We start from the raw sequence: 25589 nt of genomic DNA, 5'->3' as shown, positions 1-25589 counted from the left end.
GTCCGGAGGCTTGGAGAAGCTCCGGCCTAGCTGGGCCCGGAGCGTTCCTTCTCGAGACGGCGGTTGGCCCGGTCCAGCGCGGAATCGGTCAGGGCGCGCGGGCTCACGCGTTGCTTCAGCTCGCTCACCCACCGCTCGCCCTGGAGGGCACCTATGGCTCCCAGTGCGACAAGGAAGATCGCTTTGATCATGAACCGAACCCTACCGTGACGGGTCCGCGGGCCCGGCGGAGGAGCCGCGGGCGCGTCTCCGCTCCAGCTCTTTCTGTAGCTCCAGCTCCCGGCCCGCGATCGGCTCGAAGAAGCTGTGGTCGGCGATGTCATCGGGCAGGTAGCGCTGATCGACGTAGCCGCCGTGCGCGTGCGGGTACTCGTACCCCGCACCTGCGCCGAAGGCGCGCGAGGCGGCCGCGTGAGAGTCCCGTAGGTGGGCCGGGACCGGCAGTGGTCCCTGGCTGTTCACCACGTCCTCGGCGCTCCAGATCGCGACTGCGCTCGCGTTCGACTTCGGAGCGATAGCGAGATAAGTAGCTGCCTGCGACAGGTTCAGCTTCGCCTCCGGGAGCCCGACGAACTCGAGGGCGTGGTGCGCGGCGATCGCTACCTGGAGTGCCACGGGATCCGCGTTGCCGATGTCCTCGCTCGCGAAGATCACCATCCGGCGGGCGATGAAACGAGGATCCTCACCCGCATCCAGCATCCGCGCCATCCAGTACACCGCCGCATCTGCGTCCGATCCCCTCATCGACTTGATGAAGGCCGAGATCGTGTCGTAGTGCCAGTCCCCCGCTTTGTCGTATGGGAGCGCCCGGCGCTGGAGCGCCTCCTCGGCGGTGGTGACATCGATCGTTCCACTGCCCGTCGATATCGACGCGGCCGCCTCCAACGCATTCAGCGCGGCGCGGGCATCCCCACCTGTACCGCGCGCGATGTGCGCGAGCGCCGCATCGTCGGCCTGAAGCTCCAACTTGCCCAGCCCCCGCTCCTCGACCAGCGCGCGCCTCAAGATCGCCACCGAGTCTTCCTCGGACAGCGGCTCCAGCCGGAACAAGAGGCTCCGCGACATCAACGGAGAGTTGACCTCGAACGACGGGTTCTCGGTGGTCGCACCCACGAGCACGACCCATCCGTTCTCCACCGCCGGGAGCAGCGCATCCTGCTGGGCCTTGTTGAAGCGGTGTATCTCGTCGAGGAAGAGGACGGTCCGCTGACCCTGCTGCGCCAGGCGATCCTTCGCCGCCGCGATCGCCTTCCGCACGTCGGCGACACCGGCCGCGACCGCAGACATCGGCTCGAAGTAGGCCTTCGTGGCGCGCGAGATGACGTGGGCGAGGGTCGTCTTGCCGGCTCCCGCCGGCCCCCACAGGACTATGGAGGAGAGGTCGCCGGACTCGATCAGCGCCCGGAGGGCGCGGCGCGGGCCGAGAACGTGCTGCTGCCCCACCACCTCGTTGAGAGACCGGGGTCGCATCCGCGCCGCCAGGGGCGCGTACTGATCGAACCGCTCCTCCAGCGCGTTCTCGAACAGGTCCACCGGCCCATCGTAGGCCCGGTTCCGCTACGGCCGCCCTCTAAAGACGGCAGCGGTGGTGTCAGGGCCGCGGGGCGGTCGAGCGCAGATGCACCACCTTCAGCTGCGCGTCGTCCACCTCCGACGGCGCCCCCGTCAACGGGTCGAACGCGGTCTGCGTCTTCGGGAACGCGATCACCTCTCTGATGTTCGTCTCCCCCGCCGCCAGCGCCACGATGCGATCGATGCCCGGGGCGATGCCGCCGTGCGGCGGCGGACCGAACTTGAACGCGTCCAACAGGAAGGAGAACTTCTCCTGGGCCTCCTCGTCCGATATCCCGAGCGCGCGGAAGACCCGCTGTTGCATCTCGCGGTCGTGGATCCGGATGCTCCCGCTCGCGAGCTCCCACCCGTTGAGCGTGATGTCGTACGCCTGCGAGATCACCTTGCCGGGGTCGCTCTCGAGGTGCTTCGCGGTGTCGCCCACGATCCCGGTGAACGGGTGGTGGATGAAGTCCCACCGCTGGTCTTCGTCATTCCACTCGAACCAGGGGAAGTCGACGATCCACGCGAAGCGCCACGCGTCCGGGTCCGATCGTTCGAGCTCGGGGACCAGGCCGAAACGCTCTGCCAGCCTCGTCCGCAGCGCCGCGAGCACCTTGTTCACCACCGATACCCGCTTGTCCGCCACGATGAGGATGAGGTCACCCTCCGCCGCGTCGGCTGCCTTCCGCAACGCCACCCGCTCGTCGTCGGTGAAGAACTTGTCCAGCGGCGAACGCAAGCCCTCGGCTTCAACGGCGACCCAGACGAGACCACCCGCGCCCAACGCTTTGGCTTGGTCGACGAAGGCGTCCAGGTCCCTGCGGCCGAGGCTGCCCTGGCCCGGAACCGTGATCGCCTTGATGGCGCCGCCGGCGTCGAGCACGCCCCGGAACACCTTCACTTCCGTTCCCGCGAACGCGTCTCGCAGGTCCGCGAGCTCCATCCCGAAGCGGAGATCCGGCTTGTCGGTGCCGAACCGCTGCAGAGACTCCTCGTAGGTCAGCCGCGCGAAGTCATGGAGCTCTACGCCCAGCGCTTCCCGCCATACGAACTTGAACATCCGCTCCGTCACGTCCAGCACGTCTTCGACGTCGACAAAGCTCATCTCCAGATCGAGTTGCGTGAACTCCGGCTGCCGGTCCGCGCGCAGGTCTTCGTCGCGGAAGCACTTCACGATCTGGTAGTAGCGATCGAGGCCCGACACCATGAAGAGCTGCTTGAAGAGCTGCGGCGACTGCGGCAGCGCGTAGAAGGTCCCGGGGTGCAGCCGCGAGGGGACCAGGTAGTCGCGGGCGCCCTCTGGCGTCGATCGCGTCAACATCGGGGTTTCGATCTCGAGGAACCCCTCGGCGTCGAAGAAGCGGCGGATGGCCGATACGATCGCGTGCCGGAGCTTGAGGTTCTCCTGCATCTCCTCGCGTCGCAGGTCGAGGTAGCGGTACCGGAGCCTGAGCATCTCGTCGACCTCTTGATGTGCATCGATCTGGAAAGGGGGCGTCTCCGAGCGCGAGAGGATCTCGACCTCGTGAGCGGCAACCTCGATCTCGCCCGTGGCGAGGTTCGGGTTGACGGTTCCCTCTCGACGAGCGCGCACCTCGCCGGACACGCGGATGCAGAACTCGCCCCTGAGCTCCTGCGCGAGATCGTGCGAGCTCCGCGACGCTTCGGGAGTGAAGACGACCTGCACCAGCCCTGTCGTGTCCCGTAGATCGATAAAGGTGACGCCCCCGTGATCGCGCCTCGTATGGACCCACCCGCAGAGCTCCACCCGCTCGCCGGTCTGGTCCGCGCCGAGCCGCCCGCACAGGTGCGATCGCATCATGGCCGCACCCGCGCTTCCAACTGATCCATAGGCATCGTCTCTTGCTCCCCGCTCTCTAGGTCCTTCAGCGTCACGCGACCGGAATCGATCTCGTCGTCGCCGAGGATCGCCGCCCAGCGCGCTCCGGACCTAGACGCGTCCTTCATCTGTCCCTTCATGCTGCGATCCATCAGGTCGAGGTCGGCGCCGATGCCGGCCGCACGCAGGCGGCAGGCGAGCTTGAACGATTCCGACTTCGCGCGATCCCCGAGCGCCACGATGTAAACGTTGATCGCACCGTAGCCCGCGCCGTCGTCCGCGCGCGCCAGCATGATGCGGTCAAGGCCCGGCGCGATGCCGATCCCCGGAAGCGGCGGGCCTCCCAGGGATTCCGACAGCCCGTCGTAGCGGCCGCCCCCTCCGACCGCGTCCTGGGAGCCGAGACCCGCCGCCACCCACTCGAACGCGGTGCGCGTGTAGTAGTCAAGACCTCTCACGAGGCGCGGTTGCAGCTCGAAGCTGACGCCGACGTCGCCGAGCAACCCTTTGACGCTGTCGAAGTGCTCGGCGCAGGACGCGCACAGGTAGTCGCTGATAACCGGCGCCTCCGCCATCACCGCCCTCGTCTTTTCTTCCTTGGAGTCGAAGGTGCGAAGAGGATTCGTCGCGACCCGCTCCCGATCCTCGGACGCGAGCGACGACTCGTGTGCCTGCAGGTACTCCACCAGCAGCTTCATGTAGCCCTGACGACACGACGGATCCACGTGTCCGATCGAGTTCAGCATGAGCTTGGTCTCGAGACCCGCGGCCCTATAGAACCGGGTCCCTAACTCGACGACCTCGGCATCGACCCGAGGGTCGTCGGAACCGATCGCTTCGATACCGACCTGGAAGAACTGCCGGTACCGCCCCTTCTGGGGACGCTCCTGCCGGAACATCGCGCTGGCATACGACAGCTTGACCGGGAGCGCTCCTCGGTGCAGGTTGTGCTCTAGGACGGCGCGCATCACCGGCGCCGTCCCCTCGGGACGGAGCGTCAGCGAGCGGCCCCCGCGGTCGAGGAAGGTGTACATCTGCTTCCCGACCACCTCGCTAGTCGCGCCGACGCCCCGCTCGAAGACCTCGGTGTGCTCGAACGCCGGCGTCTCGATCGGCGCGTATCCGGCTCCGGCGAACGTGGTTAGCGCGAGCGAGATGAGCTCCTGCCACCGCCACGACTCCGGCGGCAGGAGGTCTCGGGTTCCCCTGGGCGCGCTGAGAGCGCTGGTGTCCTCGGCCATCGACTCATCCTAAGAGTCGGTTCCGGCGGGGTCCCGTGGGGGCTGTGGTTGGATGGGCGCATCGCGATCTTCACCTTCCAGGAGGCTCGATGCCGGGGACGCACAAAGAGGACAAAGACGGGCTCGCCACGCGCGCGCGCCGTATCCGCAGGCACATCGTCGAGGCCACGACGGCCGCGGGATCGGGGCATCCGTCCAGCTCGCTGTCGTTGGTAGAGCTCGTCACCGTCCTCTATTTCGGCGGCTACCTCCGCTACGACCCGTCGAGACCGGACGACCCGGATCGCGACCGCTTCATCCTCTCCAAGGGCCATGCAGCACCCGGCTTGTACGCGGTGCTCGCCGAGGCGGGGTACTTCCCCCTCGAGCAGCTGAAGGACCTGCGCAAGCTGGGGTCACCATTAGAAGGCCACCCCAACATGTGCAGGCTGCCCGGCGTCGAGGCATCGACGGGTTCCTTGGGACAGGGGCTCTCGATCGGCATCGGCCATGCCCTGGCACTCCGTCTCGACGGCCGCGACGCGCGCGTGTACGTGTTGGTCGGAGACGGCGAGAGCGAGGAGGGCCAGATCTGGGAGGCCGCTATGTACGCGGGCAACCATGGCCTCGACAACCTCACGGTCATCGTGGACCGCAACGGCTACCAGCAGACCGATGCGGTCGACCGCATCCAGCCACTTGACCCGCTCGACGACAAGTTCCGCGCTTTCGGCTTCGAGACCCGCGTCATCGACGGGCACTCGCTGGACGAGGTAGACGACGCGTTCGCGTGGGCGCGATCGGCGAAGGGAAAGCCGCAGGCGATCGTCGCCAACACGATCAAGGGGAAGGGAGTCGCACTCCTGGAGGCCAAGCAGGGCGGTTGGCACGGGAAGCCGATCCCCCCCGATGAGGAGACGAAGGCGCTAGAGGAGATAGGAGCGGGCGCGTGAGCTTCGGACTTAGCAACCTCGACTTCGAGATGGGACCGGCGACCAGAGAAGCTTTCGGCGAGGCGCTCGCCGAGGCAGGAGCCGACGAGCGCATAGTCGTGGTGGACGGAGACGTCAACAACTCCACCTTCACGAACGGGTTCATGGAGAGGTTCCCGGAACGTTTCTTCAACGCCGGGATCGCGGAGTCCAACATGGTCGGCATGGCGGCGGGACTCGCGGCCGCCGGAAAGATCCCGGTCGCGGCTTCCTTCTCCACCTTCTTGATGTCGAACGCCTTCGACCAGATCCGTATGTCGGTGGCGTTCCCAAACCTCAACGTGAAGCTCGTCGGCAGTCACGCCGGCATCTCGATCGGAGAAGACGGCCCCTCGCAGATGGCGATCGAGGACATCGCCCTCGCGTGCGCTCTTCCAGGCTTCACCGTCGTCGTTCCGGCGGACGGCGCCAGCGCCCGCGCCGCTACGTTCGCGATGCTCGAGCGTGAGGGGCCCATGTTCCTGCGCTGCGGCCGCCCAAAGGTGCCGGTCATCTATCGCGATCAGGACCATCTGCAACTCGGCAAGGCGAACCAACTACGGGAGGGCGAGGACATCACGCTCATCGCCAACGGGATCATGGTGGCGATGGCGCTGGACGCCGCCGAGGCTCTGAGCCGAGAAGGCGTGGACGCTCGCGTACTCGACATGCACACGGTGAAGCCCATCGACGTCGCGGCGATCGAGAGCGCGGCCAACGAGACGAAAGGGATCGTGGTCGCCGAAGAGCACCTCGCGTACGGGGGCCTGGGAGCGACGGTCGCCATGGTGACCGCGGAGAGGCGGGCGACACGCATGGCCTTCGTCAACGTCGGCGACACCTACGCGACCTCGGGCAAGCCGGACGAGCTGCTGGCGCAATACGGCCTCACCCCCGGCGCGATCACGGATGCCGCGCGGCGGGTCTTGAAGGATGCGCACCCGGAGTCGCGTACAGGGCGCGTTTGACGCAGGGGGTTCCGAGAGGTCCGACGTACGTTCTGCGCGAGGCGTCGGCTAGAAGGTCTTCGCGCTGTCGAGGAGGATCGTGACGGGGCCATCGTTCACCAGGGAGACCTTCATCATCGCCCCGAAGCGCCCCGACTCACACGGCACGCCCAGCTTCTGGAGCTCCGCGATGCACCTCTCGTATAACGCTTCTGCGTCTGGCCCCTGAGCGGCCCTGATGAAGCTGGGACGCCGCCCCTTGCGGGCGTCCCCGTACAGCGTGAACTGCGACACGACCAGCGCACTGCCCTCGATGTCCAGCAGCGACCGGTTCATCTTGCCCTCTTCATCGTTGTAGATCCGCAGGTTGGCGACCTTGTCTGCGAACCAGCGCACCTCCGCGTCACCGTCATCCGGGGCGACCCCTAGCAGGATCATGGCGCCCGCGTCGATGCTCCCCACGGTCTCGTCGCCGATGGAGACACTGGCCTCCGTGACGCGCTGCACAACGGCTCTCATCTGACCAGCGGCAGGATCGCCGACAAGATCCTCCCCGCCAGCGGCGCCGCGACCTCGCCTCCCACTCCGCCCAGCTCCGAGACCACCGCCACCGCCACCTTCGGAGCGGAAGAGGGCGCGAACGAGATGAACCAGGCGTGGTTCTTCCTCTCGCCGTCGACGTCGACCTCGGCGGTGCCCGTCTTGCCCGCCACCTGCAGGCCGGGCACGGCGGCGCGAACGCCCGTTCCTTCCTCGACCACACCTTCCATGAGCCGGGTCATCGTCCGCGCTGAAGCTCGCGAGATCACGCGCGTGCCCGCTTGCGCGTCGCGCAGGAGGATGCGGGGCTCCATCCGGCGACCGTCGTTGGCGACCGTCGCGGCAACGGTAGCCATCTGGAGCGGAGTCGCTAGAACCTGCGCTTGGCCGATCGCTCCCCACATCAGGTCGTAGTCGTCCTCGGGGAACGGGAACGACGACGTGGCAGCCCCTAGCGGCATCTCGGGGGCGCGGTTGAAGCCGAACGCGTCGGCGTAGGCGGCGAGGTGTTTCGGCCCCAGGTCCTGCGCGACCTGAGCGAAGGCGGTGTTGACGCTTTGCTTCACCGCGGTGGCGAAGTCGAGTGAGCCGAACGCTCCCGACTCGAAGTTCCGCACGCCCTGATACTCCGCAGGGCCGGACAGGGTCGTGTTCGCGGTCACCACGTCCTCCTCGAGCGCCGCCGACGCCGTCACGACCTTCATCGAGGAACCCGGTGGATAGAGACCCGACAGTGCCCGGTTGAACGGCTGAACGCCGGCGACGCCGACGTAGTCGCCGGGGTCGAAGGGCGATGACGAGACCACGGCCAGGAGATCGCCCGTTGCCGGATCCATCACGATGGCTCCGCCGGTCGTCGCGCCGTACGCCTCTTGCGCGGCACCCTGGACCGCTATGTCCAGCGTGGTCTTGACGTCGGTCCCGCGTTCCCCCGCCCTCTGCCCCACCGTCTCGAGCGGATCTCCCCTGCGATCGACCACCACCAGCTCGGACGCAGGTCTCCCCGCGAGCTGCTCGTCCAGGGCCAGCTCCAGACCGGACGCCCCCACCGGGTCGCCCGCAACGGGGCCCGGTGCCGCGTCCTCCGACTCGCCCCCGGCGGGCGTTGTCGCCGGTTCGACGTCGTCCTCAGCGTCGGACGCGAAAGGCTCTATATGGCCGATCGTGGAGCCCGCGAGGGTCCCGTACGGATACCTGCGCGACTCCGGGCGGCCCGCCGCCAGCTTTCGGCCCCTGCGGTCAAGGATCGCCCCCCTAGCGAGCCACTCGTTCACGACCGTGAAACCTGCTGCCTGCGAGACGCCGGGCCACAGCAGCTGCTTGCTCCATGCGACCTGCCACGCGTCCGCTTCCGCGTTCGCCAGCGACAGCTGGAGCTCGCCGTCGAACAGAACCGGATCACTCGCGGCGCTGGACGAGTACACGATCCGGTACGGCGCGTTCGCGAGGATCGGACCTTCCTGGTTCTGCACCGCCTCTGGGTCCGGCTCCGCGACCGGACCCCGCAGCCCGACCGCGATGTCGTCGATCGCGCCCTCAGCGGCAACCCGGTCGAACAAGCGCTCCAGACGCCGCCCCGACCACGTCTCCGCCGCGATCGCGGCACCCATAGCGGCGAAGTCCTCTTCCATCCAGGAGTCGAGGAACGATGTCGCTGCTTCCTCGGCGCTTGGGAGCGCCGGTTCTTGCCGAAGGAGCTGACATCCCGTCCCCGCAGTCAACGCGACGAGGCCCAGCGCCGCCGCCAGAACCCTCAAGTGGGTGCTCAGTTGCGGGCGCTGGAGGGCACCACGCGATACGCGTCGTACACCGAATCGATGCGGCGGATGCTTTGGATGACGTGATCCAGGTGTGACATGTCGGCCAGCTCGAAGCTGAAACTAAGGGTGGCGATGCCGTCCTTCCCCGACCGGGTCGAAGACGACACGATCGAAAGCCCTTGGTCGGAGATCACCGTCGAGACGTCGCGCAGCAACTTCGTGCGGTCGAGCGCCTCGATCTGGATCGTCGCCACGTACGTTCCTTGCTGGCGATCGTCCCACCACACATCGATCATCCGGCCGCCCTCTTCCTGGGCCTGGAGCGCCTTCGAGTTGGGGCAGTCGCGGCGATGCACCGACACACCCCGGCCCCTCGTCAGGAAGCCGACGATCGGGTCGCCGGGAACCGGAGTACAGCAAAGAGCGAGTCGAACGAGCAGGTCATCCAGACCTTCGGCGATGACCCCCTTGCCCCGCCGGTTGCTGGGTCGCCGCCGGGCCGGCTCCGCGACGACCTCCGGCTCCTCCGGCTGCTCCGGCTCGAACAGGCGGATCACCCGCGTCGCAACCGACTGCGGCGACAGGTGGCCCTCGCCGATCGCGACGTACATCGAGTCCACGTCCGTGTACTTGAGCTGGTCTGCCACCTGTGCCAGGAGGTCGCTCTTCGAGATCTTGTCGACTGGAAGCCCCTGCTTGCGCATCGACGACACCAACGCCTCGCGCCCTTGAGCGAGAGCGTCCTCCCGTCGCTCCCGCGCGAACCACTGCCGCACCTTGTTCCGCGCCCGCGGCGTCTTCACCACCTGCAGCCAGTCCCTGGACGGCGCGGCCGGCCCCTTCGACGTGATGATCTCGACGGAGTCGCCGGAGATCAGCTCGTGGCCCAGCGTTACCAAACGTCCGTTGACCCTCGCGCCGACGGTCCGATGACCGACCTCGGTGTGGATCGAGTAGGCGAAGTCCAGCGGCGTAGCGCCTCGTGGCAGCGACAGCACGTCGCCCTTGGGCGTGAAGACGAAGACCTCGTCCGAGTACAGATCGATCTTCAGGGACTCCATGAAGTCCTTCGGGTCGATCGACTCGCGCTGCCAGTCCATCATCCGCTGGAGCCACGCGATGTCCTCGCCGCCCGCCTTGCCCTTCCGCTGCTCCTTGTAGAGCCAGTGCGCCGCGATCCCGGTCTCGGCCGCCTGGTGCATGGCCTCGGTGCGGATCTGGATCTCCATCGGGCGGCCGCCCGGCCCCATCACCGTCGTGTGCAGGGACTGGTACATGTTGAACTTTGGCATCGCGATGTAGTCCTTGAAGCGACCTGGCACCGGGGTGAACAACGTGTGGATCGCGCCGAGGGACGCGTAGCAGTCCTTCACCGACTCCACCACCACCCGCATCCCCACGAGGTCGAAGATGTCTTCGAAGTCCTTGCCGCCGAGCACGATCTTTTCGTAGATCGAATAGAGGTGCTTCGGGCGCCCGGAGACCTCGGACTTGATCTTCACGTCGCGGAGCTTGTTCTGGATCTGGTTCACGACGTCTTCCAGCACGCGTTCCCGCTCGGGCTGGCGCTGTTGGACCAGAGCCTCGATCTCCTCGAACCGTTTCGGATGCAACGTCGCGAACGCGAGGTCTTCGAGCTCCCACTTGATCGCGTACATGCCGAGGCGGTGCGCGAGCGGCGCGTAGATCTCGAGCGTTTCGCGCGCGATCATTTCCCGCTTCTCGGGACGCAACGGCGCGATCGTTCGCATGTTGTGCAATCGATCTGCGATCTTGATCAACAGGACCCTGATGTCCTTCGCCGTCGCGATGATCATCTTGCGCAGGTTCTCGGCGCGCGTTTGCTCCGCCGACCGGAAGCGGATCTTGTCCAGCTTGGTGACGCCGTCGATGAGAGCGGCGACATCGAAGCCCAGCGAGGCTTCGACCTGAGTCAAGCTGACCTCGGTGTCCTCGACCGCGTCGTGCAAGAGCGCGGCCGCGACCGTCGTCTCGTCCAGCCCCAGCTGCGCGACGATGCCGGCGACCCCTAACGGGTGGATGATGAACGGGTCCCCCGACTTCCGCATCTGTCCTTCGTGGGCGGCCTCGGCCATCTGATAGGCGCGCTCGATGAACTTGAGGTCGGCTTTCGGACGCTGGCGTCGCACCTCGCGCAACAGGTTCTCGAGAGCCGAGACGGTCTGCGGGCGAGCGGGCCGAACCTTCTTCAGCACCGCCTTGACGCGCCGTCGAGAAGGATCAGGTGGAGTGGTGTCGACCCGTACCGCGGGCTCCGGTGGAGAGGCCATACCTCATCTTACGAGTGCTAGGGGTCAAACCTTGACCCGGACGAACTCCACCTCGCGCTAGTGGGCTTAGTAGCGGATCAGGCTGAGGAAGTCGTAGTTCGCGAGGCGCTCGCGGCCCTCCAGGAACGAGAGCTCCATGATCGTGGCGATACCCGCCACCTTCCCCCCGCATCGCTCCGTCAGCTTGGCCGTGGCCAAGGCCGTCCCTCCCGTCGCCAGTACGTCATCCACGATCAGGATCCGCTCGCCGGGTTCGATCGCGTCCCTGTGCATCTCGAGATCGTCGGTCCCGTACTCGAGCTCGTACGTCTCGGTCTCCACCTGCCAGGGAAGCTTTCCCTTCTTGCGGACGGGGATCAGCCCCGCCGTGAACCGGTAGGCAAGCGGCGCCGCGACCATGAAACCGCGCGCCTCGATCCCAAGCACCTTGTCGATCTCGTCGCGGTCGTAGTGATGAGCCAGGGCGTCGATGGTGTACGTGAAGGCTTTCTTGTCGGCCAGCAACGGCGTGATGTCCTTGAACACGATGCCGGGCTTCGGGAAATCCTCGATGTCTCTGATGTGCTCCTTGAGCCACTCGTGATCCGGGTTGAACGGCATCGACTACCTCTTCTTCCGGCGCTTGGCCTTCTTGGCGCCCGCACGCGGACGCGACGCCGGCGAACCCGTGACGGCGGACGCGGTCACCGGAGTCCGTTCGGGGATCTCGCCGCCCGCGAGGGCAGGCTCTCCCTCCGCACGGGCGCGCGCCTGGCGCAGCACCTTCTCGCGCACGTTGCGGTACTTGGGCTCCCGCTCCTTCCACACCGAAAGCAGCGGAGTTGCCACGAAGATCGAGGAGTAGGTGCCGACGAGCGTTCCGACGAGGAGGGCGAGCGCGAGGTCCTTCAGCGTCTCGGCCCCGAGGAAGCCGGCGCCGATGAACAGCAGCGCCGAGATCGGCAGCAGCGTCGAGAGCGACGTGTTCAAGGACCGCATGAACACCTGGTTCAGCGCGACGTTCGCCGAGTCCTGGTAGGTCATGCGGCCGCTCGACGCGAGCGCCACCGTGGTCTCCTCGACCTTGTCGAAGACGACGACGGTGTCGTAGAGGGAGTAACCGAGGATCGTGAGGATCGCAATCACGCTCGACGGCGTGACCTCGAAGCCGACGAGCGAATAGACACCCGCGGTGATCAACAGGTCGTGGATCAGCGCGACGATCGATGCGATCGCCATCTTCCACTCGAACCGCCACGAGATGAAGGCGAAGACCACCAACAGGAAGATCACGAGGGCCCGGAGGGCCTTGCGCGTGATCTCCGCGCCCCACTTGCTGCCGATGCGCGAGCTGTCGGTCTCCTCCACCGACGCTCCCACCGTCTCTCCCACCGCGGCGACGACCAGGGCCTGCTGCTCCGGGTCCGCCACCTCTTTCGTCTGCACGACCGCCGTTCGCCTGTCCTCCGTGCTCGCGATCTGGATCTGAGCCCCTTCGGCGCCGAACTCGCCGAGCGCCTCGCGCAGCTCGGCCGTCACCTCGAGATCGGTCGCGCCGGCAAGAGGTCCGTCCTCCGCGATAGGCGCTTGGATCGAGACGCCGCCGGCGAACTCGATGCCGTAGTTCAGTCCCTTCGTGAGGAGCGATCCCAGGCAGAGCGCGACGACGACCGCCGAGATCGCGAACCAGATCCTGCGCTTGCCGATGAAGTCGACATGCGTCTCGCCGCGATAGATGCGCGATAGGCCGCCGCTCACGAGCTCACCCCCAGGGCCTGTTTCATCCCGATGAACCTGCCCGAGGACATCAACTTCGTCTGACCGAGAAGGTTCACCGCCGAGCGAGTGAAGAAGTACGCGATCAGGACGTCGATCAGCGTCGCGATGCCGAGCGTGAGGGCGAAGCCGCGCACGGGGCCGACCGCCAGGAAGAACAGGATCACAGCGGCGGAACCCGAGACGAAGTCGGCGACGAGGATCGTGTTGAAGGCGCGCGCCATACCTCGATCGACCGCGGCTCGCATCGACTTGCCGGTACGGATCTCGTCCTTCAGACGCTCGAAGGCCACGATGTAGGAGTCGGTCGTGATGCCGACGGAAACGATGATCCCGGCGATGCCGGCGAGGCTCAGCGACAGACCCGCCGTCTCACCGAGAAGGGACATCACGGTGTAGAGGGTCGCGGTGAACACCGCCAAGCCCGCCCATACGATGAACCCCAAAGCGCGGTAGTACAGCACGACGTAGATCATCACCAGCGCCAGTCCGAGCACACCCGCGGTGATGCCGGCCTGGAGTGAGTCGCGGCCGAGCGTGGGCGAGATCTTCTGCACCTCGGACTGCTCGAGCGTGATGGGGAGTGCACCGGTCTCGAGAACCAGCGCGAGCTCGCGGGCTTCGGCCTGGCTGCCGGCGTCGATCTGCGTGTCACCGCCGCTGATGCCGACATCGCACTCGACGCCGCCGGTGGGCGAGGTCCTGGGATCCTCCATGCCCGCGGCGGATTCGACCCTGCCGTCGAGGACGATCGCGACCTGGCTCTTGATCCGCTCGCCCTGGTCGCGCAGACAGGCGAGCTCGCTGGTGAACTTCTCCCACGTCTCCGAACCCTCTTCGTTCATGTCGATCGTGACGAACCAGGCGCCGCTTTGAGGGTCCGGCACGGCTTCCGCGCGTTCGACGATGTCACCCGTCAGCTCCGCGGGCTCGAGCCGGTAGAGGATCTCGGGGTTCTCGGCGTCCGGGTACACGACCTCCTCGTCGTTCACCTCGGATCCCACCTCTTCCGTTACCTCCGGCACCTCCTTGTTCTTGCCCGCGGGAGCGTTGGCGGGGATCTGCTCTATGACCTGGCGGAAGGTCAGCTGCGCGGTGGTGCCGATAAGCTTCAGCGCCTCCTCGTCGTCCTCGACGCCCGGGAGCTGGATCAGGATGTTCTCGTCGCCGGCGACGCTCACCTCGGGCTCGGCGACGCCGAGCGCGTCGATCCTCTGGCGGATGATCTCGACCGTCTTCTGGAGGACGTCTTGCTCGACCTGCTCGCCCTGCGCCGTCAGGATGACGCTGAGCCCACCCTCGAGGTCGAGCCCGAGCCGCGGAGCGGTGTTCGTTGCCAGCACCGCGCCGAGGCCGCCGAACGCGACCAGGATCGAAAGGGCTAGATACAGCTTGTAACGCTTCTTCTTCATCTCGCTCCTTACAGCTTCACAGCAGCTTCGCCCCGTTGATGTCGATCTTGAACCGGCACTCGAGGAACTCCGCTGCGCGCCGGCACATCGCCATCCGGGACAGGAATATCTCGAAGTACTCCATCACACCCGCGAGCTCAGTATCGATCGTGAGCTCGAGGGTCAGGGTACGCGCTTCCGAGTCTACGCGGAGGAACGAGTGCTCCACGGCGTGGTTCACCCGATCGTGGATGTCGAACAGGGTCGGGTCCTTGACGCGGACCCTGCTCCGGTGGACGTCGGACTTGTCGGCGACGATCAGCGCAGCCGAGGCCGGGTTGACCGGGTTCCCGAATTCCTCCTCGTGGTTCCCCACCGCGGCGAGGACGATGCCGATGTCGCCGTAGCTCATCCCGATCTCGCGCAGGATGTCGTACGTGATAGCGGCCCCAGTCTGCGAATGCATCGTCCGGGAAACGAAGTTCCCCATGTCGTGCAGGTACCCAGAGATCGCCGCCAGCTCCGCCATGCGGTCGTCGAACCCGAGGCGGTGGAGGACGTTGTAGGCGATCTTCGCGACGAGCCCCGCATGCCTGAACCCGTGCTCGGTGTACCCGAGCTCTCCCAGGTAGCGGTCCGCCAGCGCGATGAAGGTCTGAACCCCCTCGTGCGCCTGCACGTCGGCGAGCGTGACGCCGGAAGAAGGATCGACGGGCTCGGGGCCAGGCGCCGAAGACACCGGAGCAGCCTGCTTCGCGCTGCGGCCGAGTGCATCTACGCCCTCGTTGCCCGCCTGGACGCCCGGCCCCGATGAGGGGTGAGCCGCCCCAGGAACAGGGGTCACGTTCCCGGGTCCCCCGCGGGCGCGACCTCGTCGTCCTCTTCTTCCAGGGTTTCCGGCTCGAGCCTCCTGGCCACGGCCGATTTCGCCATCCTGATAGTGGTTCCCGGCGCGATCTCGACGTGGAAGTGCTCGTCGTCGATCGTTCGAACGCTCCCGAACAGGCCCCCGATCGTGACGATCTCGTCGCCCTCCTCGATGCTCTCGATCAGCCGGCGGTGCTGATCGATCCTCCTCTTGTTGGGCCGGTAGAGCATGAAGTAGAAAACCGCTCCGACCAGAACGAGAAAGACCAAGCTGCTATCGAGTCCTTGCACTTGACGTCACTTCCTCAGCTATCAATGGGGGCTTCGCCGCGACCCGTGAGGCCCTCGCGCGAACAGAGCCGCGCCTGCGGCCCTGTCGTCCATCCTAGCGTCTGACGGAGATCTGACGGCAGGTCAGGAGCCGAACAAGCGGACGGCTGCGGCCCCCTGAGGTGCAGCCACGCCGACGTGCCGGAACGCCTCTTGCGTGGCGACCCGGCCCCTCGGTGTGCGCCTGATGAAGCCGAGCTGCATCAAGAACGGCTCGTAGACGTCTTCGATCGTGTCTGGCTCTTCGCCTACGGCGACGGCAAGCGTCGACAGGCCGACGGGGCCTCCGGAGAAGCGATTCACGAGAGCGTCGAGGATCGCGCCGTCGGTGCGGTCGAGCCCCCGCTCGTCCACCTTGAACAGCTCGAGCGCGCGGCGGGCGACCGCGCCGTCGACGCTCCCCTGCTCGCGCACCTGAGCGAAGTCGCGCACGCGTCTGAGCAGGCGATTGGCGATCCGAGGTGTCCCGCGGGACCGGCGTGCGATCTCCTCGGCCCCGTCGGCGTCGAGCTTCACGTCCAGGATGCGAGCCGAACGCGCGACGATCTGCGCCAGGTCCGCCGGCGGGTAGTACTCCAGCCGCTCGGCAAGCTCGAAGCGGCTCCGGAGGGGGCCGGTGATCAGCCCGGCTCTGGTCGTCGCACCGACCAGGGTGAAGCGCGGCAGGTCGAGGCGGATCGTGTGCGCGCTGGGGCCCTTCCCGATGACGAGGTCGAGCTGGAAGTCCTCCATCGCCGGGTACAGCACCTCCTCGACCGTCCGAGGCAGGCGGTGGATCTCGTCGATGAACAGGATGTCCGAGTCCTCGAGGTTCGTGAGGATCGCGGCGAGGTCACCGGCGCGCTCCAGAGCGGGACCCGAAGTCGGGCGCAGGTTCGCGCCCATCTCGTTTGCGACCACGTGCGCGAGGCTGGTCTTGCCGAGACCCGGCGGCCCCGACAACAGCAGGTGGCCTGCGGGCTCGGAGCGTTCCCGCGCCGCCTGCAACACGATCCCGAGATGCTCTTTGAGCTCGGCCTGCCCCACGAACTCGACGATCGTGCGCGGTCGAAGCGAGCCCTCCGCCTCGCGCTCGACCGGATCCGCGACGACGGAGAGGACCTCTGCGGCGTGCTCCTCGCCCGGGCTCATCCGGCAAGCACCCGGAGAGCGGACTTGATGACGTCGGCGACGTCCGCGCCGTCGTCGGGAGAGAGAGCCGCCAGCGCAGCCCGCACCTCCGATTGCGAGTAGCCGAGGTTCTGGAGGGCCGAGCGGGCTTCGGCAAGCGCGTCGCGCCCCTTTCCGACAACCTCGAGATCCGGAAGCTGCAGCTTCTCTTTCACGTCGAGCACGATGCGGCCAGCGGTCTTCTTGCCGATCCCCGGAACCGACGAGATCGCATCGGTGTCCTCGCTGACGAGCACGCGCCGGAACGCTTCGGGCGAGAACGCCGAGCAGACCTGCAGCGCGACCTTCGGCCCCACTCCCGCAACGCCGAGCAGAGCCTCGAACATCGCTCGCTCTCCTTCGGAGACGAAGCCGAACAGCGCGAGCGAGTCTTCCCGCACGTAGGTGTGGGCCCACAGACGGACCCGCTGGCCGACCGGCGGCAGGGCGCCGAGGGTCGTCGCGCTGCACGAGAGCCTGTAGCCGACGCCGTTGACATCCAGGTAGCAGCCGTCGGGCGACAGGCCCGCCACCTCGCCGTGCAGGAACCCGATCATCGTGTGCTCGCGGTCCGTAGAGCGCGGGCCAGGCCGCTGCGGTTCAGATGGCAGATCGCGAGCGCGCACGCGTCCGCCGCATCGGCAGGCTTCGGCGGCGCCGCCAGCGACAGCAGCGAGGCGACCATCGCCTGGACCTGGTGCTTCGAGGCGCTGCCGACGCCGACCACCGACTGCTTGACCTCGGTCGGCGTGTACTCGTGGACGGCGAGACCTGCGCCGGCGGCCGTAGCCATGACCACTCCCGCGGCCTGACCCACGCCCATCGCCGTACGTACGTTCGCGTTGAAGAAAACACGCTCGAGGGCGACGACGTCGGGGTGGTGTCTCTCGACCAGCCCGAGGAGGGCGTGGCGGAGCTCCAACAGCCGCTCGGCCTGGGCGAGCGACGGGGTCGTCTTCAACGCACCGAGCGCCACCCCCCGCAGTCGGCCGCCCGACCGCTCGACCACGCCGTAGCCGGTCGTGGCGAAGCCGGGGTCGATCCCCAGGACGCGCAGGTGAGCCTCCTTGGCAGAGTCGAACGCTTGTTCGCCCGCCAGCGTAGCGGAGACCCCCGTCGAAACGACGTCTTTAGGCGCAACCGACCTTCCGTGGAAGCCCGGAGCCGGGTCGGCGCTTAGAGCGGCGTGACCGGGATCCCGCCTGCGTCCCTCCGCGCCTTCTCGGGAGCGGACTCGAGCTCGTCGATCGTCCTGTAGAGGACGGTGTCGGGATCGAGCGCCACCGCCGCGGCGTCGGCATCGGTCAGATGCTCGATCAGGCTCTTGGAGCCGAGGATGGCGCCGTCCGATGCCGACTCCTGGATCCGCGCGCACTCGTTGACGGCATCGCCCAGCGCGGTCACCTCGAGGCGACCGCCGGTCACCAGCTGCCCCATGTAGAGGCGGCCCCCCCAGTGAACCCCCACGTTGATCCTGCAGAGCTCGCTCTCGATCAGGCCGATCTCCTCCGCCAGCTCTCCGGCAACCTCTTTGGCGAGGCCAGAGATCTCTCTCGCCGTCGCGATCGCGGCGCGGGCCGCGGCCGACGCGCTGCCGAGGTCCTCCGCCAGGAAGAACGCGGTCACGCCGTCGCCCGCGTGCTTGCCGACGATGCCGTGTTGCCGTCCCACGACCTCGTCGATCGCGGTCGTCAGTCCTCGGATCAGCCTGAAGTAGGCCGCGCTCGGCAGACGGCGAGACAGAGCCGACGATGCCTGCAGGTCCGCGAACAGCACCGCCGCCTGCTTGCGCCCCGGCTCCACCAGGCGAGCCATCCGCTGGAACATCCCCTCGTCGCCGCGCGACACCAGCGCCAGAACCCGGGCGGGCAACCCCGGGTCGTAGAAGATCACCGTGCCCAGGAAGCTGCCGTCGTCGTCGTGCAGCCGGACGAACACCTCGTTGATCGGCGTCGGCGGCAGGTCGCCCTGGATGTAGCCGAACGTGCTGGACCACACCCGGGGAGGCGGCTGTTCCTCGAGGCTGGCGAGCGGCTCCAGGAGCTGCTCCAGCGCCTCTTGTGAGATCTCGGCCGGATCCGTCCACCACTGCGCCGACGGGTGGCAGTTCTCGAGCCCGCGCTTCAAGATCTCGAGCAGCCCGGCGCGTCCGCCGGGCGTGTCGTGCATCAACCGCGGCCACACCTCGTACAGATCGTGCACCTGGCTCTCGATCGTGATCATCGAAGGCCACGGACCGGTGAGCCACGCCTCGACCACGTGCTTCCCGACGCCGATCGCGGCCGCGTCCTGCTCCCCGATCAGCGCCTGGAGCTCCTCGGAGATCCACACGAGCGTCCACTCACCGTCGCACAACATCGCGGCACCGCGCGTCTTCTCGAGCTCCCGCGCTACCTCCGCGAGCCGCGGATCGTCAGGAAGCGACTGCGGCGAGGACATGGTCGGGGATGTCGAAGTTCGCGTAGACGTCTTGCACGTCGTCAAGGTCCTCCAGCGCGTCGACCAGGTTCAAGACCTTCTTCGCATCGCTCTCGTCCAGCTCGACGGTCGTCTTCGGTAGCTGCGTCACCTCGCTGGACTCGACCTCGATCCCCGCACCCTCGAGAGCCTCTCGGACGGCCTTGATCGCCTCCGGCGGCGTCACCACCTCGAACGAACCATCGCTCGCCCGTACGTCCTCGGCCCCCGCGTCGGCCGCCACGAGAAACACGTCGTCCTCGCTGGCGCTGTCGCTCGGGACGATCACCACGCCCTTGGGCTCGAACATCCACGCGACCGCCCCCGGCTCCGCTAGCTTCCCGCCGGCGCCGTTGAAGGCGGCGCGCACGTCCTGGGAGGAGCGGTTCCGATTGTTCGTCAGGCAGTGAACCAGCAGCGCGACGCCGGCGGGACCGTAGCCCTCGTAGGAGGTCTCTTCGTATGACTCCCCCTGTAGCTCACCCGTCCCGCGCTTGATCGCGCGCTGGATGTTGTCGTTCGGCACCGATGCCTGCTTCGCCTTCTGCACCGCCGTGGCCAGCGTGGGATTGTTCTCGATGATCCCGCCGCCCTCGCGTGCTGCGACCTCGACGAACCGCAAGAGCTTGCTCCACACCTTGGCGCGCTGCGCGTCGACGGCGCCCTTCTTGCGCTTGATCGTGGACCATTTGGAGTGGCCGGACACCTACCGCTCCGTCGCTATCTCGTTCACGAACATGTCGTGAACCCTAGCGTCCGGCGTCATCTCCGGATGGAAGGTGGAGGCGAGCAAACGTCCCTGTCGCACGAGCACCGGATGCCCGTCCACCTCCGCCAGCACCTCGACGCCGTCGCCACACGACTCGACTATCGGCGCTCGGATGAAGACCGCGCGGAAGGCGCCGTCGAGACCGTCGATGTCGAGGTCTGCCTCGAAGGAGTCGAGCTGGCGCCCGTAGCCGTTGCGGCGCACGCATATGTCGAGCACGGCCAGTCGATGGGGCGCGTCATGGGCGCCGGCGATGTCGGCGGCCATCAGGATCGCGCCGGCACAGGTCCCATACAGCGGCATCCCCCGGGCGACCCGCTCCCGCAGCGGCGCGATCAGCTCGTAGCGGTCGAGGAGCTTGCCGATCGTCGTCGATTCGCCTCCAGGCAACACCAACGCGTCGACCTCCGCCAGCTGGTCCGTCCGCTTCACCACCGATGGCGTCGCGCCGACCGCGTCGAGCGCCCTCACGTGCTCGCGCACATCTCCTTGGAGACCGAGGACGCCTACCTTCATGACGTCGGTGCTACCAACCGCGCGTGGCGAGCCGGCTCTCTTGTGGGATGTCGGCGATGTTGATGCCCACCATCGCCTCGCCGAGCCCCCGCGAGACCTTGGCGACGAGGTCCGGATCCTCGAAGTGCGTGGTCGCCTCGACGATGGCGCGTGCTCGCGCCGCGGGGTCTCCAGACTTGAATATCCCGGAGCCGACGAACACCCCATCGGCGCCAAGCTGCATCATCAGAGCGGCGTCCGCAGGCGTGGCGATCCCGCCGGCGGTGAAGAGCACGACGGGGAACCTGCCGGTCTCGGCGATCTCTCGTACGAGCTCGTACGGAGCTCGCAGCTCCTTCGCCTCGCTCATCAGCTCCTCGGCCCCCAGAACAGACAGCTTCTTGATCGACGATGTGATCGAACGCATGTGACGAACGGCCTCCACGACGTTGCCGGTTCCGGCCTCCCCCTTCGAGCGGATCATCGCGGCCCCCTCGCCCAGCCGCCGCAACGCCTCGCCCAGGTTGGTCGCGCCGCACACGAAGGGAACGTCGAAGTTCCACTTGTTCACGTGGTTCGCCTCGTCAGCCGGCGTCAGCACCTCGGACTCGTCGATGTAGTCAACGCCGAGTGACTGCAGCACCTGGGCCTCGACGAAGTGACCGATGCGACACTTCGCCATGACAGGGATCGAGACCGACTCGACGATCTCGGCCACCTTCTCGGGGTCGGCCATGCGGACGACGCCGCCCTCGGCCCTGATGTCGGCCGGCACCCGCTCCAGCGCCATCACCGCAACGGCGCCGGCGTCCTCCGCGATACGCGCCTGCTCCGCGGTCGTGACGTCCATGATGACGCCGCCCTTGAGCATCTCTGCGAGCCCGCGCTTCACGCGCACGCCGCCGGTTTCTCTCTGGATATCGGCCATGGGAGTACTCCTCTGCAAGACGATCGGGCGGAGCCCCGATTCTACCGGGGGCGGGGCCAAGCTCCGGAGGATCAAAGGCCTGCTAAATAGAGTGGCGGCATGGGAGAACGTCTGGTCACCGCCGTGATCGGAGCCGGCCCAGCGGGATTGCTGTTCTGCAGCGCCGCAAGCATCATGTTCGAGGGTCGAGGTGGTCATCGTGGAACCTGGCCGATCCTGCTCTTCGACAAACGCATGACCTACGAGCGCACCCACCGCCTTCGCATGGCGGCCGCCCCGCTACTCGATCTACAACGCGACCTAGCGGATCCGCGGTTCGACGACCTCATCGACTTCTTGAAGAGCTGCGATTTCTCGCCTGCAGTCAACCAGCTCGAGCGACACCTATCCGCACTGGTGCTGGATCTGGGTGTCACGAAAGAGCAACTGCACATTGGTCGCGGGAGCGACGAGGTTCCGCTTCTTGGATTACGCCGTCATCTAGAAAGAGAGCGAGGCATACCCGAGCAGTGTCGACTGACGATCGTAGGCGCCGACTCAGTCCACAGCACAGTACGAGAGACCGTGCGAGGAGGTCACGCGATCGTTGAGCACACGCACGAGACCGTTGCCCGTCTCAGAGTGCTGGGACCGGATCTGCCGACCCGGTTAGGACGCGTTGATCAGTACCGGATATCGAAGGTGCTCGGCTCCATCGTCGACTACCGGCTGAACCCAAACGGCTTCGCCGAAGTCGACGTCTTCCTGCCCGCACTCCACCATCAGCGGTTGGAGGCACTCCGCGCCACCCCAAAGCGTCCTGTTGCCCTGCACCGCGCTCTAGTGAGAGGGCTCAACGCTCCACTTTTCGAGAGACTGGTCGAGCACTTCCGTCACGGCCTGACGCCGCATCTGACGGAAGTCGAGCTCCAGAGCACGTTCCGACTGGAGCACCGGTACATCGAGCGTGTTGTTTACGAAGACCGAGCGCAGAAGGCTCATGTATTCCTCGTCGGCGACGCGGCCATCTCCTTACCGTTCTTCCGTGGGACCGCGTGCCTTGTCAGATGCGTGCACAGCCTGGCGCGCGCGCACTTCGATCTCGTGCACACGGCGATCCCGCCGGGCCGCGATGAACCCTTAGCTTCTGTTGGGTTGCGGAGGGCTCAGCAAGATTCCACTGAACTGCTCAACCCTGCGGTTCGCTACGAGCGGGAGGTGTCGGAGATCCGCAAGTCGGAGCTTGCGACCGTGACAGCACGTTCCCGGCTTGTTCGCGGCGCTCGGGAGTTTGCTCGTATCAGCTCGCTGCTGCCGTTCCCGTTGCAAACATGGTTTCTCAGCATCCCGGATGACAACCCACAGGCGGGCCGCATGTCGGCGGGGGCAGCATTGAACATCCTCGTAGCCGTCTCGGCAGGCGCGCTCGCAATCGCCGGATCGCTGCTCGATCCGATATTCGGATGGTGGGCTGTCCTAACGCAAGCAGCCGGAGGGGTCACCTATCGCGCCGCGCAAGAATTAGAGCCTGTGCCTGACACCCTTCTCCGACGGGTTTGGCTCATACAGATCATCGCCCTCTTCTTGTTGGGGTCGACCTTGACCCTCATGTCGTCATACGAGGCCGGCCGCATCTCGAACGTAGGCCCGGCGTCGCTTTGGCTCCTCCTCGGCTACGTATTCATAGCGGGCATGTTGGTGTACGACAGCCTCGGTCGACGCTGGTTTTCTCGCGCGCGCCTCGAATCGGAAGACGTGTGATCGCCACGCTCCAGCAGATCTCGACGATCAGGGTCGCGACGCGGTCTCCCGCCGCGACTTCTAGTAAGAGAGGACGACGTCGCTCTCGAAGCTGAGCCTCACGAGCACGTCCGGCATCGCCATCTCCGCGGGCTTCCCCTCCAGGTCTTGCGCCGACACCCCGCGCGCCTTGCTGGACATGCCCGACAGATAGAAGCGCCCTCCGCCGGAAACGACCGCGTCGTAGGACTCGCGCAGAGACCCCGTCCCGACCCCGGTCAGCGAGTCGAGAACCGGGTCGCGCAGGAGTTGGACCGCATCCGCCGCGAGGAACATGGATACGTCGTGACCGTCCGCCACCGCGGCCTTCGCAACCAGGAAAGCAAGTGCCGCTCGGGTCGGGTCCTCGGGACCCTTCGTGACGTGGACGAGCATCTTTCCCACCCAGACCTCCTTTGGCGACCGTTCGACCTGCGGAACGATAGCCACCACCGTCTCAGCGGGATAGCTACTTCAGCGAGAAAGACCCTTTGATCTCTCCCTTGCGGTCGGGCACGAGCTCGACCCAGATCGTCCCGGGCGCGAACACCATCGTGTCCCCTCGGGTGGTGACGAACCGCACCGGCGCCTTCAGCCTCTTGCGGATCCAGCGGCCGTGGATCGCCTTGCCGTCGCGCAGCAGCACGGCGGAGCCCTTACCGGTCTGGTCCTTGATCTCGATCGACGGGTTGCCGCCGACGTCGACGATCGTGCGGGAGTTGTTGATCGTGTGCTGCTCGATCACGACGTTGTCAACGCCGATCTGGCCGCCGCCCTCCGCGAGGAGCGGCGAGCCGTTGTCGAAGCGTTTCCACTCGCCCTTCGACCACGTGTAGCCGACGGTGGACTCTCCTCCGAAGTTGATCGTGACGTTGCGGGTCTTCTTCGCCTTCCCTTGGAGAGGACCGAACTCGAAGTTGGTCTGTGGAGGCTCATCGAAGCGCTTCTGGCCAAGCTTCCGGATCACTCCGCTGTTCGCGTAGAGCGTGTGCTCGAGCGCGATCCCCGGACGCGGGATCCGGCGCAGCCCGGGGTTCGACTTCCGCTCGTCGAGGACGACGACCTTTGCTTTCTCCAGCTCTTTCCGCACGATGTCGTTTCCGCCCGCCGCGCCGAGGATGCGAGTGATCGGGATCATGATCCCCGGGTCGACCGCGCGGGCGCTGCGGACCGGCCCGACCTTCTTCGCGTCGGTGCAGTGGTAGATGGCCATGAACCGCGTGACCCCGCCCTCGACGAGCTCCTCGAACACGATCTCGGCGTCCTCGAGGCCCGACAGCGGGTACGCGATCGGGGCGTTCTCGACCTTGATGGCAACCGCGGGGCGCTCGACCAACGCCGGGCTCTTCGCGTCTAGACCGGTCAGCGGGCACTTCGGGTCCGGAGTTGGGCTCGGGGCGGGCACCGGCGTCTCCGGCGCGGCCTCCGGCGCCGCGTCTCCGCTGCAGGCACCGAGAGCGACGAGAGCCGTGGCGATGGCGGCCACCCCGCGCAGACCTCTAGCTCTTGGCATATGAGAACGATCCCTTGGCCTCGCCGTCCTTGCCCGGAACCAGCTCGATCCACGTTGTCCCGGGCGCGAGCACCATGTCGTCGCCGGCCGCGGTCACGAACCGGACCGGCCCCTCCACCGTCTCGCGCTCCCATGACCCCTTGATGGCGCGACCGTCGCGGAACAACACGGCGCGCCCCGTCCCGGTCACGTCTCTGATGATCGTGGAGGCCGCGCCGGTGACGTCGGTGATCTCGGAGTAGTCGATCGTGTGTTCTTCGATGATCACGTTGTCGACTTTGATCTGCTCGCCGGTCTCGCTCATCAGAGGCTGGCCCTCGTCGAAGCGCAGCCAACCGTCGCCGTCCCACTGATAGCTCGAGGACGCGGCGCCGAACTCGATCGAGATCGTCTTGGCCTTCTTCGCCTTCCCCTCCAGCTCGCCGAACCGGAAGAGCTCCTCGGGCGGCGGCTCGTCGAACTCCTTGCGGCCGAGCTTGCGGAGCCCGACGGTGTCGGCATACAGCGTGTGCTCCATGCTGATGCCCTCGCGCGGGATGCGCTGCATCGCTTCCCCCGAATCGGTCTCGTCGACCAAGACGATGCCGCTCTCGGACAACGTGCTGCGGACCGCGGCGTTGCCTCCGGCGGCGGCCAGGATGCGCGTGATCGGCGTCATGATCGCGGCGTCCACCTCGCGCGCGCTGCGGACCGGGCCGGCCTTGGCCGCGTCGGTGCAGTGGTAGAGCGCCATGAATCGGGTCTGGCCGCCCTCGACCAGCTCCTCGTAGACGATCTCGGCCTCCTCGAGCCCCGACAGCGGATATGCGACCGGGTTGTTCTCGATCTTCACGGCAACCGCGGGGCGCGCGAGCAGCGCTTCCTTATCGGGTTCGACCCCCGTCAGCGGACACACGGCGGGCTCGGGATCGACGAGGTTCGCCACCGCGCTGAGCGGTCCTCCCTCTCTGTTACCCATGAGCAGAAAGGCGACCACCGCCAGAACGACGACGCCTCCTCCTATCGCTATCCCGCGCTTGGCCGTCGTCGTCACCGGGCTGGTCCTCCTTGCTTG

Annotated in this window: 25 protein-coding genes; 3 read left to right on the top strand and 22 right to left on the bottom strand. The window is 66.9% G+C overall.

Features of this window, described 5'->3' with window-relative positions; all coding sequences use genetic code 11:
• Positions 1 to 26: 26 nt before the first annotated feature.
• The 4 genes from M3N53_10710 to hisS are packed head-to-tail and all read right to left on the bottom strand — an operon-like array spanning position 27 to position 4635.
• Entirely contained in the window at positions 27 to 191 is a 165-nt protein-coding gene (locus M3N53_10710) for a hypothetical protein (GenBank protein MDP9068797.1), read from the bottom strand.
• A gap of 10 nt (positions 192 to 201) precedes the next feature.
• Complete coding sequence (locus tag M3N53_10705; GenBank protein ID MDP9068796.1) at positions 202 to 1533, bottom strand: replication-associated recombination protein A; 1332 nt, start codon at positions 1531 to 1533, stop codon at positions 202 to 204.
• 58 nt (positions 1534 to 1591) lie between these two features.
• A complete protein-coding gene (aspS, locus tag M3N53_10700; protein MDP9068795.1) occupies positions 1592 to 3376 on the bottom strand; it encodes an aspartate--tRNA ligase in 1785 nt (594 codons plus the stop codon).
• Positions 3373 to 4635 (bottom strand): histidine--tRNA ligase, encoded by a 1263-nt coding sequence (hisS, locus tag M3N53_10695; GenBank protein MDP9068794.1) that lies wholly within the window; start codon positions 4633 to 4635, stop codon positions 3373 to 3375. The genes aspS and hisS overlap by 4 nt, the downstream gene beginning before the upstream one ends.
• An 89-nt stretch (positions 4636 to 4724) precedes the next feature.
• Between hisS and M3N53_10690 the strand changes: the two genes are divergently transcribed.
• Both M3N53_10690 and M3N53_10685 read left to right on the top strand, forming a co-directional pair.
• A complete protein-coding gene (locus M3N53_10690; protein MDP9068793.1) occupies positions 4725 to 5567 on the top strand; it encodes a transketolase in 843 nt (280 codons plus the stop codon).
• Positions 5564 to 6553, top strand: a complete 990-nt coding sequence (locus tag M3N53_10685; protein ID MDP9068792.1) for a transketolase family protein — start codon at positions 5564 to 5566, stop codon at positions 6551 to 6553. The genes M3N53_10690 and M3N53_10685 overlap by 4 nt, the downstream gene beginning before the upstream one ends.
• Before the next feature lie 48 nt (positions 6554 to 6601).
• Here the strand turns inward: M3N53_10685 and dtd are convergent, their stop codons facing one another.
• The 15 genes from dtd to pdxS all read right to left on the bottom strand — a co-directional run bounded on the left by dtd (position 6602) and on the right by pdxS (position 21264).
• Complete coding sequence (gene dtd / locus M3N53_10680) at positions 6602 to 7051, bottom strand: D-aminoacyl-tRNA deacylase (GenBank protein MDP9068791.1); 450 nt, start codon at positions 7049 to 7051, stop codon at positions 6602 to 6604.
• Positions 7048 to 8829 (bottom strand): penicillin-binding protein 2, encoded by a 1782-nt coding sequence (locus M3N53_10675; protein MDP9068790.1) that lies wholly within the window; start codon positions 8827 to 8829, stop codon positions 7048 to 7050. The genes dtd and M3N53_10675 overlap by 4 nt, the downstream gene beginning before the upstream one ends.
• Before the next feature lie 8 nt (positions 8830 to 8837).
• Positions 8838 to 11123 carry a bifunctional (p)ppGpp synthetase/guanosine-3',5'-bis(diphosphate) 3'-pyrophosphohydrolase gene (locus M3N53_10670; protein ID MDP9068789.1) on the bottom strand — a complete coding sequence of 762 codons (2286 nt, stop codon included), beginning with the start codon at positions 11121 to 11123 and terminating at the stop codon, positions 8838 to 8840.
• Positions 11124 to 11189: 66 nt separating this feature from the next.
• Entirely contained in the window at positions 11190 to 11723 is a 534-nt protein-coding gene (locus M3N53_10665; GenBank protein MDP9068788.1) for an adenine phosphoribosyltransferase, read from the bottom strand.
• 3 nt (positions 11724 to 11726) lie between these two features.
• Positions 11727 to 12860 carry a protein translocase subunit SecF gene (gene secF / locus M3N53_10660; GenBank protein MDP9068787.1) on the bottom strand — a complete coding sequence of 378 codons (1134 nt, stop codon included), beginning with the start codon at positions 12858 to 12860 and terminating at the stop codon, positions 11727 to 11729.
• Positions 12857 to 14290, bottom strand: coding sequence for a protein translocase subunit SecD (secD, locus tag M3N53_10655; GenBank protein MDP9068786.1), 1434 nt, complete (start codon positions 14288 to 14290; stop codon positions 12857 to 12859). The genes secF and secD overlap by 4 nt, the downstream gene beginning before the upstream one ends.
• Positions 14291 to 14306: 16 nt before the next feature.
• On the bottom strand, positions 14307 to 14948 hold the full coding sequence (locus tag M3N53_10650; GenBank protein ID MDP9068785.1) for an HD domain-containing protein: 642 nt from the start codon (positions 14946 to 14948) through the stop codon (positions 14307 to 14309).
• Positions 14949 to 15109: 161 nt separating this feature from the next.
• A complete protein-coding gene (gene yajC, locus M3N53_10645; GenBank protein ID MDP9068784.1) occupies positions 15110 to 15406 on the bottom strand; it encodes a preprotein translocase subunit YajC in 297 nt (98 codons plus the stop codon).
• Between the two features lie 144 nt (positions 15407 to 15550).
• Positions 15551 to 16597: a Holliday junction branch migration DNA helicase RuvB gene (gene ruvB, locus M3N53_10640; GenBank protein MDP9068783.1), complete on the bottom strand. Its 1047-nt coding sequence runs from the start codon at positions 16595 to 16597 to the stop codon at positions 15551 to 15553.
• Complete coding sequence (ruvA, locus tag M3N53_10635) at positions 16594 to 17172, bottom strand: Holliday junction branch migration protein RuvA (GenBank protein ID MDP9068782.1); 579 nt, start codon at positions 17170 to 17172, stop codon at positions 16594 to 16596. The genes ruvB and ruvA overlap by 4 nt, the downstream gene beginning before the upstream one ends.
• Entirely contained in the window at positions 17169 to 17672 is a 504-nt protein-coding gene (gene ruvC, locus M3N53_10630; GenBank protein ID MDP9068781.1) for a crossover junction endodeoxyribonuclease RuvC, read from the bottom strand. The genes ruvA and ruvC overlap by 4 nt, the downstream gene beginning before the upstream one ends.
• 119 nt (positions 17673 to 17791) lie before the next feature.
• On the bottom strand, positions 17792 to 19054 hold the full coding sequence (locus M3N53_10625) for an adenylate/guanylate cyclase domain-containing protein (protein MDP9068780.1): 1263 nt from the start codon (positions 19052 to 19054) through the stop codon (positions 17792 to 17794).
• Positions 19029 to 19778 carry a YebC/PmpR family DNA-binding transcriptional regulator gene (locus M3N53_10620; protein MDP9068779.1) on the bottom strand — a complete coding sequence of 250 codons (750 nt, stop codon included), beginning with the start codon at positions 19776 to 19778 and terminating at the stop codon, positions 19029 to 19031. Before M3N53_10620 ends, M3N53_10625 begins: the two co-directional genes overlap by 26 nt.
• The gene (gene pdxT / locus M3N53_10615; protein ID MDP9068778.1) at positions 19779 to 20357 is read right to left on the bottom strand and encodes a pyridoxal 5'-phosphate synthase glutaminase subunit PdxT; all 579 of its coding nucleotides are present in this window, start codon (positions 20355 to 20357) and stop codon (positions 19779 to 19781) included.
• Between the two features lie 10 nt (positions 20358 to 20367).
• Positions 20368 to 21264 (bottom strand): pyridoxal 5'-phosphate synthase lyase subunit PdxS, encoded by an 897-nt coding sequence (gene pdxS / locus M3N53_10610; GenBank protein MDP9068777.1) that lies wholly within the window; start codon positions 21262 to 21264, stop codon positions 20368 to 20370.
• Between the two features lie 99 nt (positions 21265 to 21363).
• On the opposite strand from pdxS, the gene M3N53_10605 reads away from it, so the two are divergent.
• Complete coding sequence (locus tag M3N53_10605; protein MDP9068776.1) at positions 21364 to 23004, top strand: hypothetical protein; 1641 nt, start codon at positions 21364 to 21366, stop codon at positions 23002 to 23004.
• A 60-nt stretch (positions 23005 to 23064) separates the two neighbouring features.
• On the opposite strand, the gene M3N53_10600 is transcribed toward M3N53_10605, so the two are convergent.
• The 3 genes from M3N53_10600 to M3N53_10590 form a co-directional block, all read right to left on the bottom strand.
• A complete protein-coding gene (locus M3N53_10600) occupies positions 23065 to 23418 on the bottom strand; it encodes a DsrE family protein (protein MDP9068775.1) in 354 nt (117 codons plus the stop codon).
• Positions 23419 to 23491: 73 nt separating this feature from the next.
• Positions 23492 to 24535 carry a DUF3048 domain-containing protein gene (locus M3N53_10595; GenBank protein MDP9068774.1) on the bottom strand — a complete coding sequence of 348 codons (1044 nt, stop codon included), beginning with the start codon at positions 24533 to 24535 and terminating at the stop codon, positions 23492 to 23494.
• On the bottom strand, positions 24522 to 25568 hold the full coding sequence (locus M3N53_10590; GenBank protein ID MDP9068773.1) for a DUF3048 domain-containing protein: 1047 nt from the start codon (positions 25566 to 25568) through the stop codon (positions 24522 to 24524). The genes M3N53_10595 and M3N53_10590 overlap by 14 nt, the downstream gene beginning before the upstream one ends.
• Positions 25569 to 25589: the final 21 nt, after the last annotated feature.

This window comes from Actinomycetota bacterium (genome assembly GCA_030776625.1).
In the GTDB taxonomy this organism is placed as follows: domain Bacteria; phylum Actinomycetota; class CADDZG01; order CADDZG01; family WHSQ01; genus MB1-2.
The sequence above is the reverse complement of the archived record's forward strand: the minus strand, read 5'-3'. Positions and strand labels throughout refer to the sequence as shown.

Bases quoted from the DNA above. Each gene is read 5' to 3' on its own strand.
- M3N53_10710 (MDP9068797.1), bottom strand. From the start codon at position 191: ATGATCAAAGCGATCTTCCTTGTCGCACTGGGAGCCATAGGTGCCCTC.
- aspS (MDP9068795.1), bottom strand. From the start codon at position 3,376: ATGATGCGATCGCACCTGTGCGGGCGGCTCGGCGCGGACCAGACCGGC.
- hisS (MDP9068794.1), bottom strand. From the start codon at position 4,635: ATGGCCGAGGACACCAGCGCTCTCAGCGCGCCCAGGGGAACCCGAGAC.
- M3N53_10690 (MDP9068793.1), top strand. From the start codon at position 4,725: ATGCCGGGGACGCACAAAGAGGACAAAGACGGGCTCGCCACGCGCGCG.
- dtd (MDP9068791.1), bottom strand. From the start codon at position 7,051: ATGAGAGCCGTTGTGCAGCGCGTCACGGAGGCCAGTGTCTCCATCGGC.
- M3N53_10670 (MDP9068789.1), bottom strand. From the start codon at position 11,123: ATGGCCTCTCCACCGGAGCCCGCGGTACGGGTCGACACCACTCCACCT.
- M3N53_10665 (MDP9068788.1), bottom strand. From the start codon at position 11,723: ATGCCGTTCAACCCGGATCACGAGTGGCTCAAGGAGCACATCAGAGAC.
- secD (MDP9068786.1), bottom strand. From the start codon at position 14,290: ATGAAGAAGAAGCGTTACAAGCTGTATCTAGCCCTTTCGATCCTGGTC.
- ruvB (MDP9068783.1), bottom strand. From the start codon at position 16,597: ATGAGCCCGGGCGAGGAGCACGCCGCAGAGGTCCTCTCCGTCGTCGCG.
- ruvA (MDP9068782.1), bottom strand. From the start codon at position 17,172: ATGATCGGGTTCCTGCACGGCGAGGTGGCGGGCCTGTCGCCCGACGGC.
- M3N53_10625 (MDP9068780.1), bottom strand. From the start codon at position 19,054: ATGTCCTCGCCGCAGTCGCTTCCTGACGATCCGCGGCTCGCGGAGGTA.
- pdxT (MDP9068778.1), bottom strand. From the start codon at position 20,357: ATGAAGGTAGGCGTCCTCGGTCTCCAAGGAGATGTGCGCGAGCACGTG.
- pdxS (MDP9068777.1), bottom strand. From the start codon at position 21,264: ATGGCCGATATCCAGAGAGAAACCGGCGGCGTGCGCGTGAAGCGCGGG.
- M3N53_10605 (MDP9068776.1), top strand. From the start codon at position 21,364: ATGGGAGAACGTCTGGTCACCGCCGTGATCGGAGCCGGCCCAGCGGGA.
- M3N53_10600 (MDP9068775.1), bottom strand. From the start codon at position 23,418: ATGCTCGTCCACGTCACGAAGGGTCCCGAGGACCCGACCCGAGCGGCA.
- M3N53_10595 (MDP9068774.1), bottom strand. From the start codon at position 24,535: ATGCCAAGAGCTAGAGGTCTGCGCGGGGTGGCCGCCATCGCCACGGCT.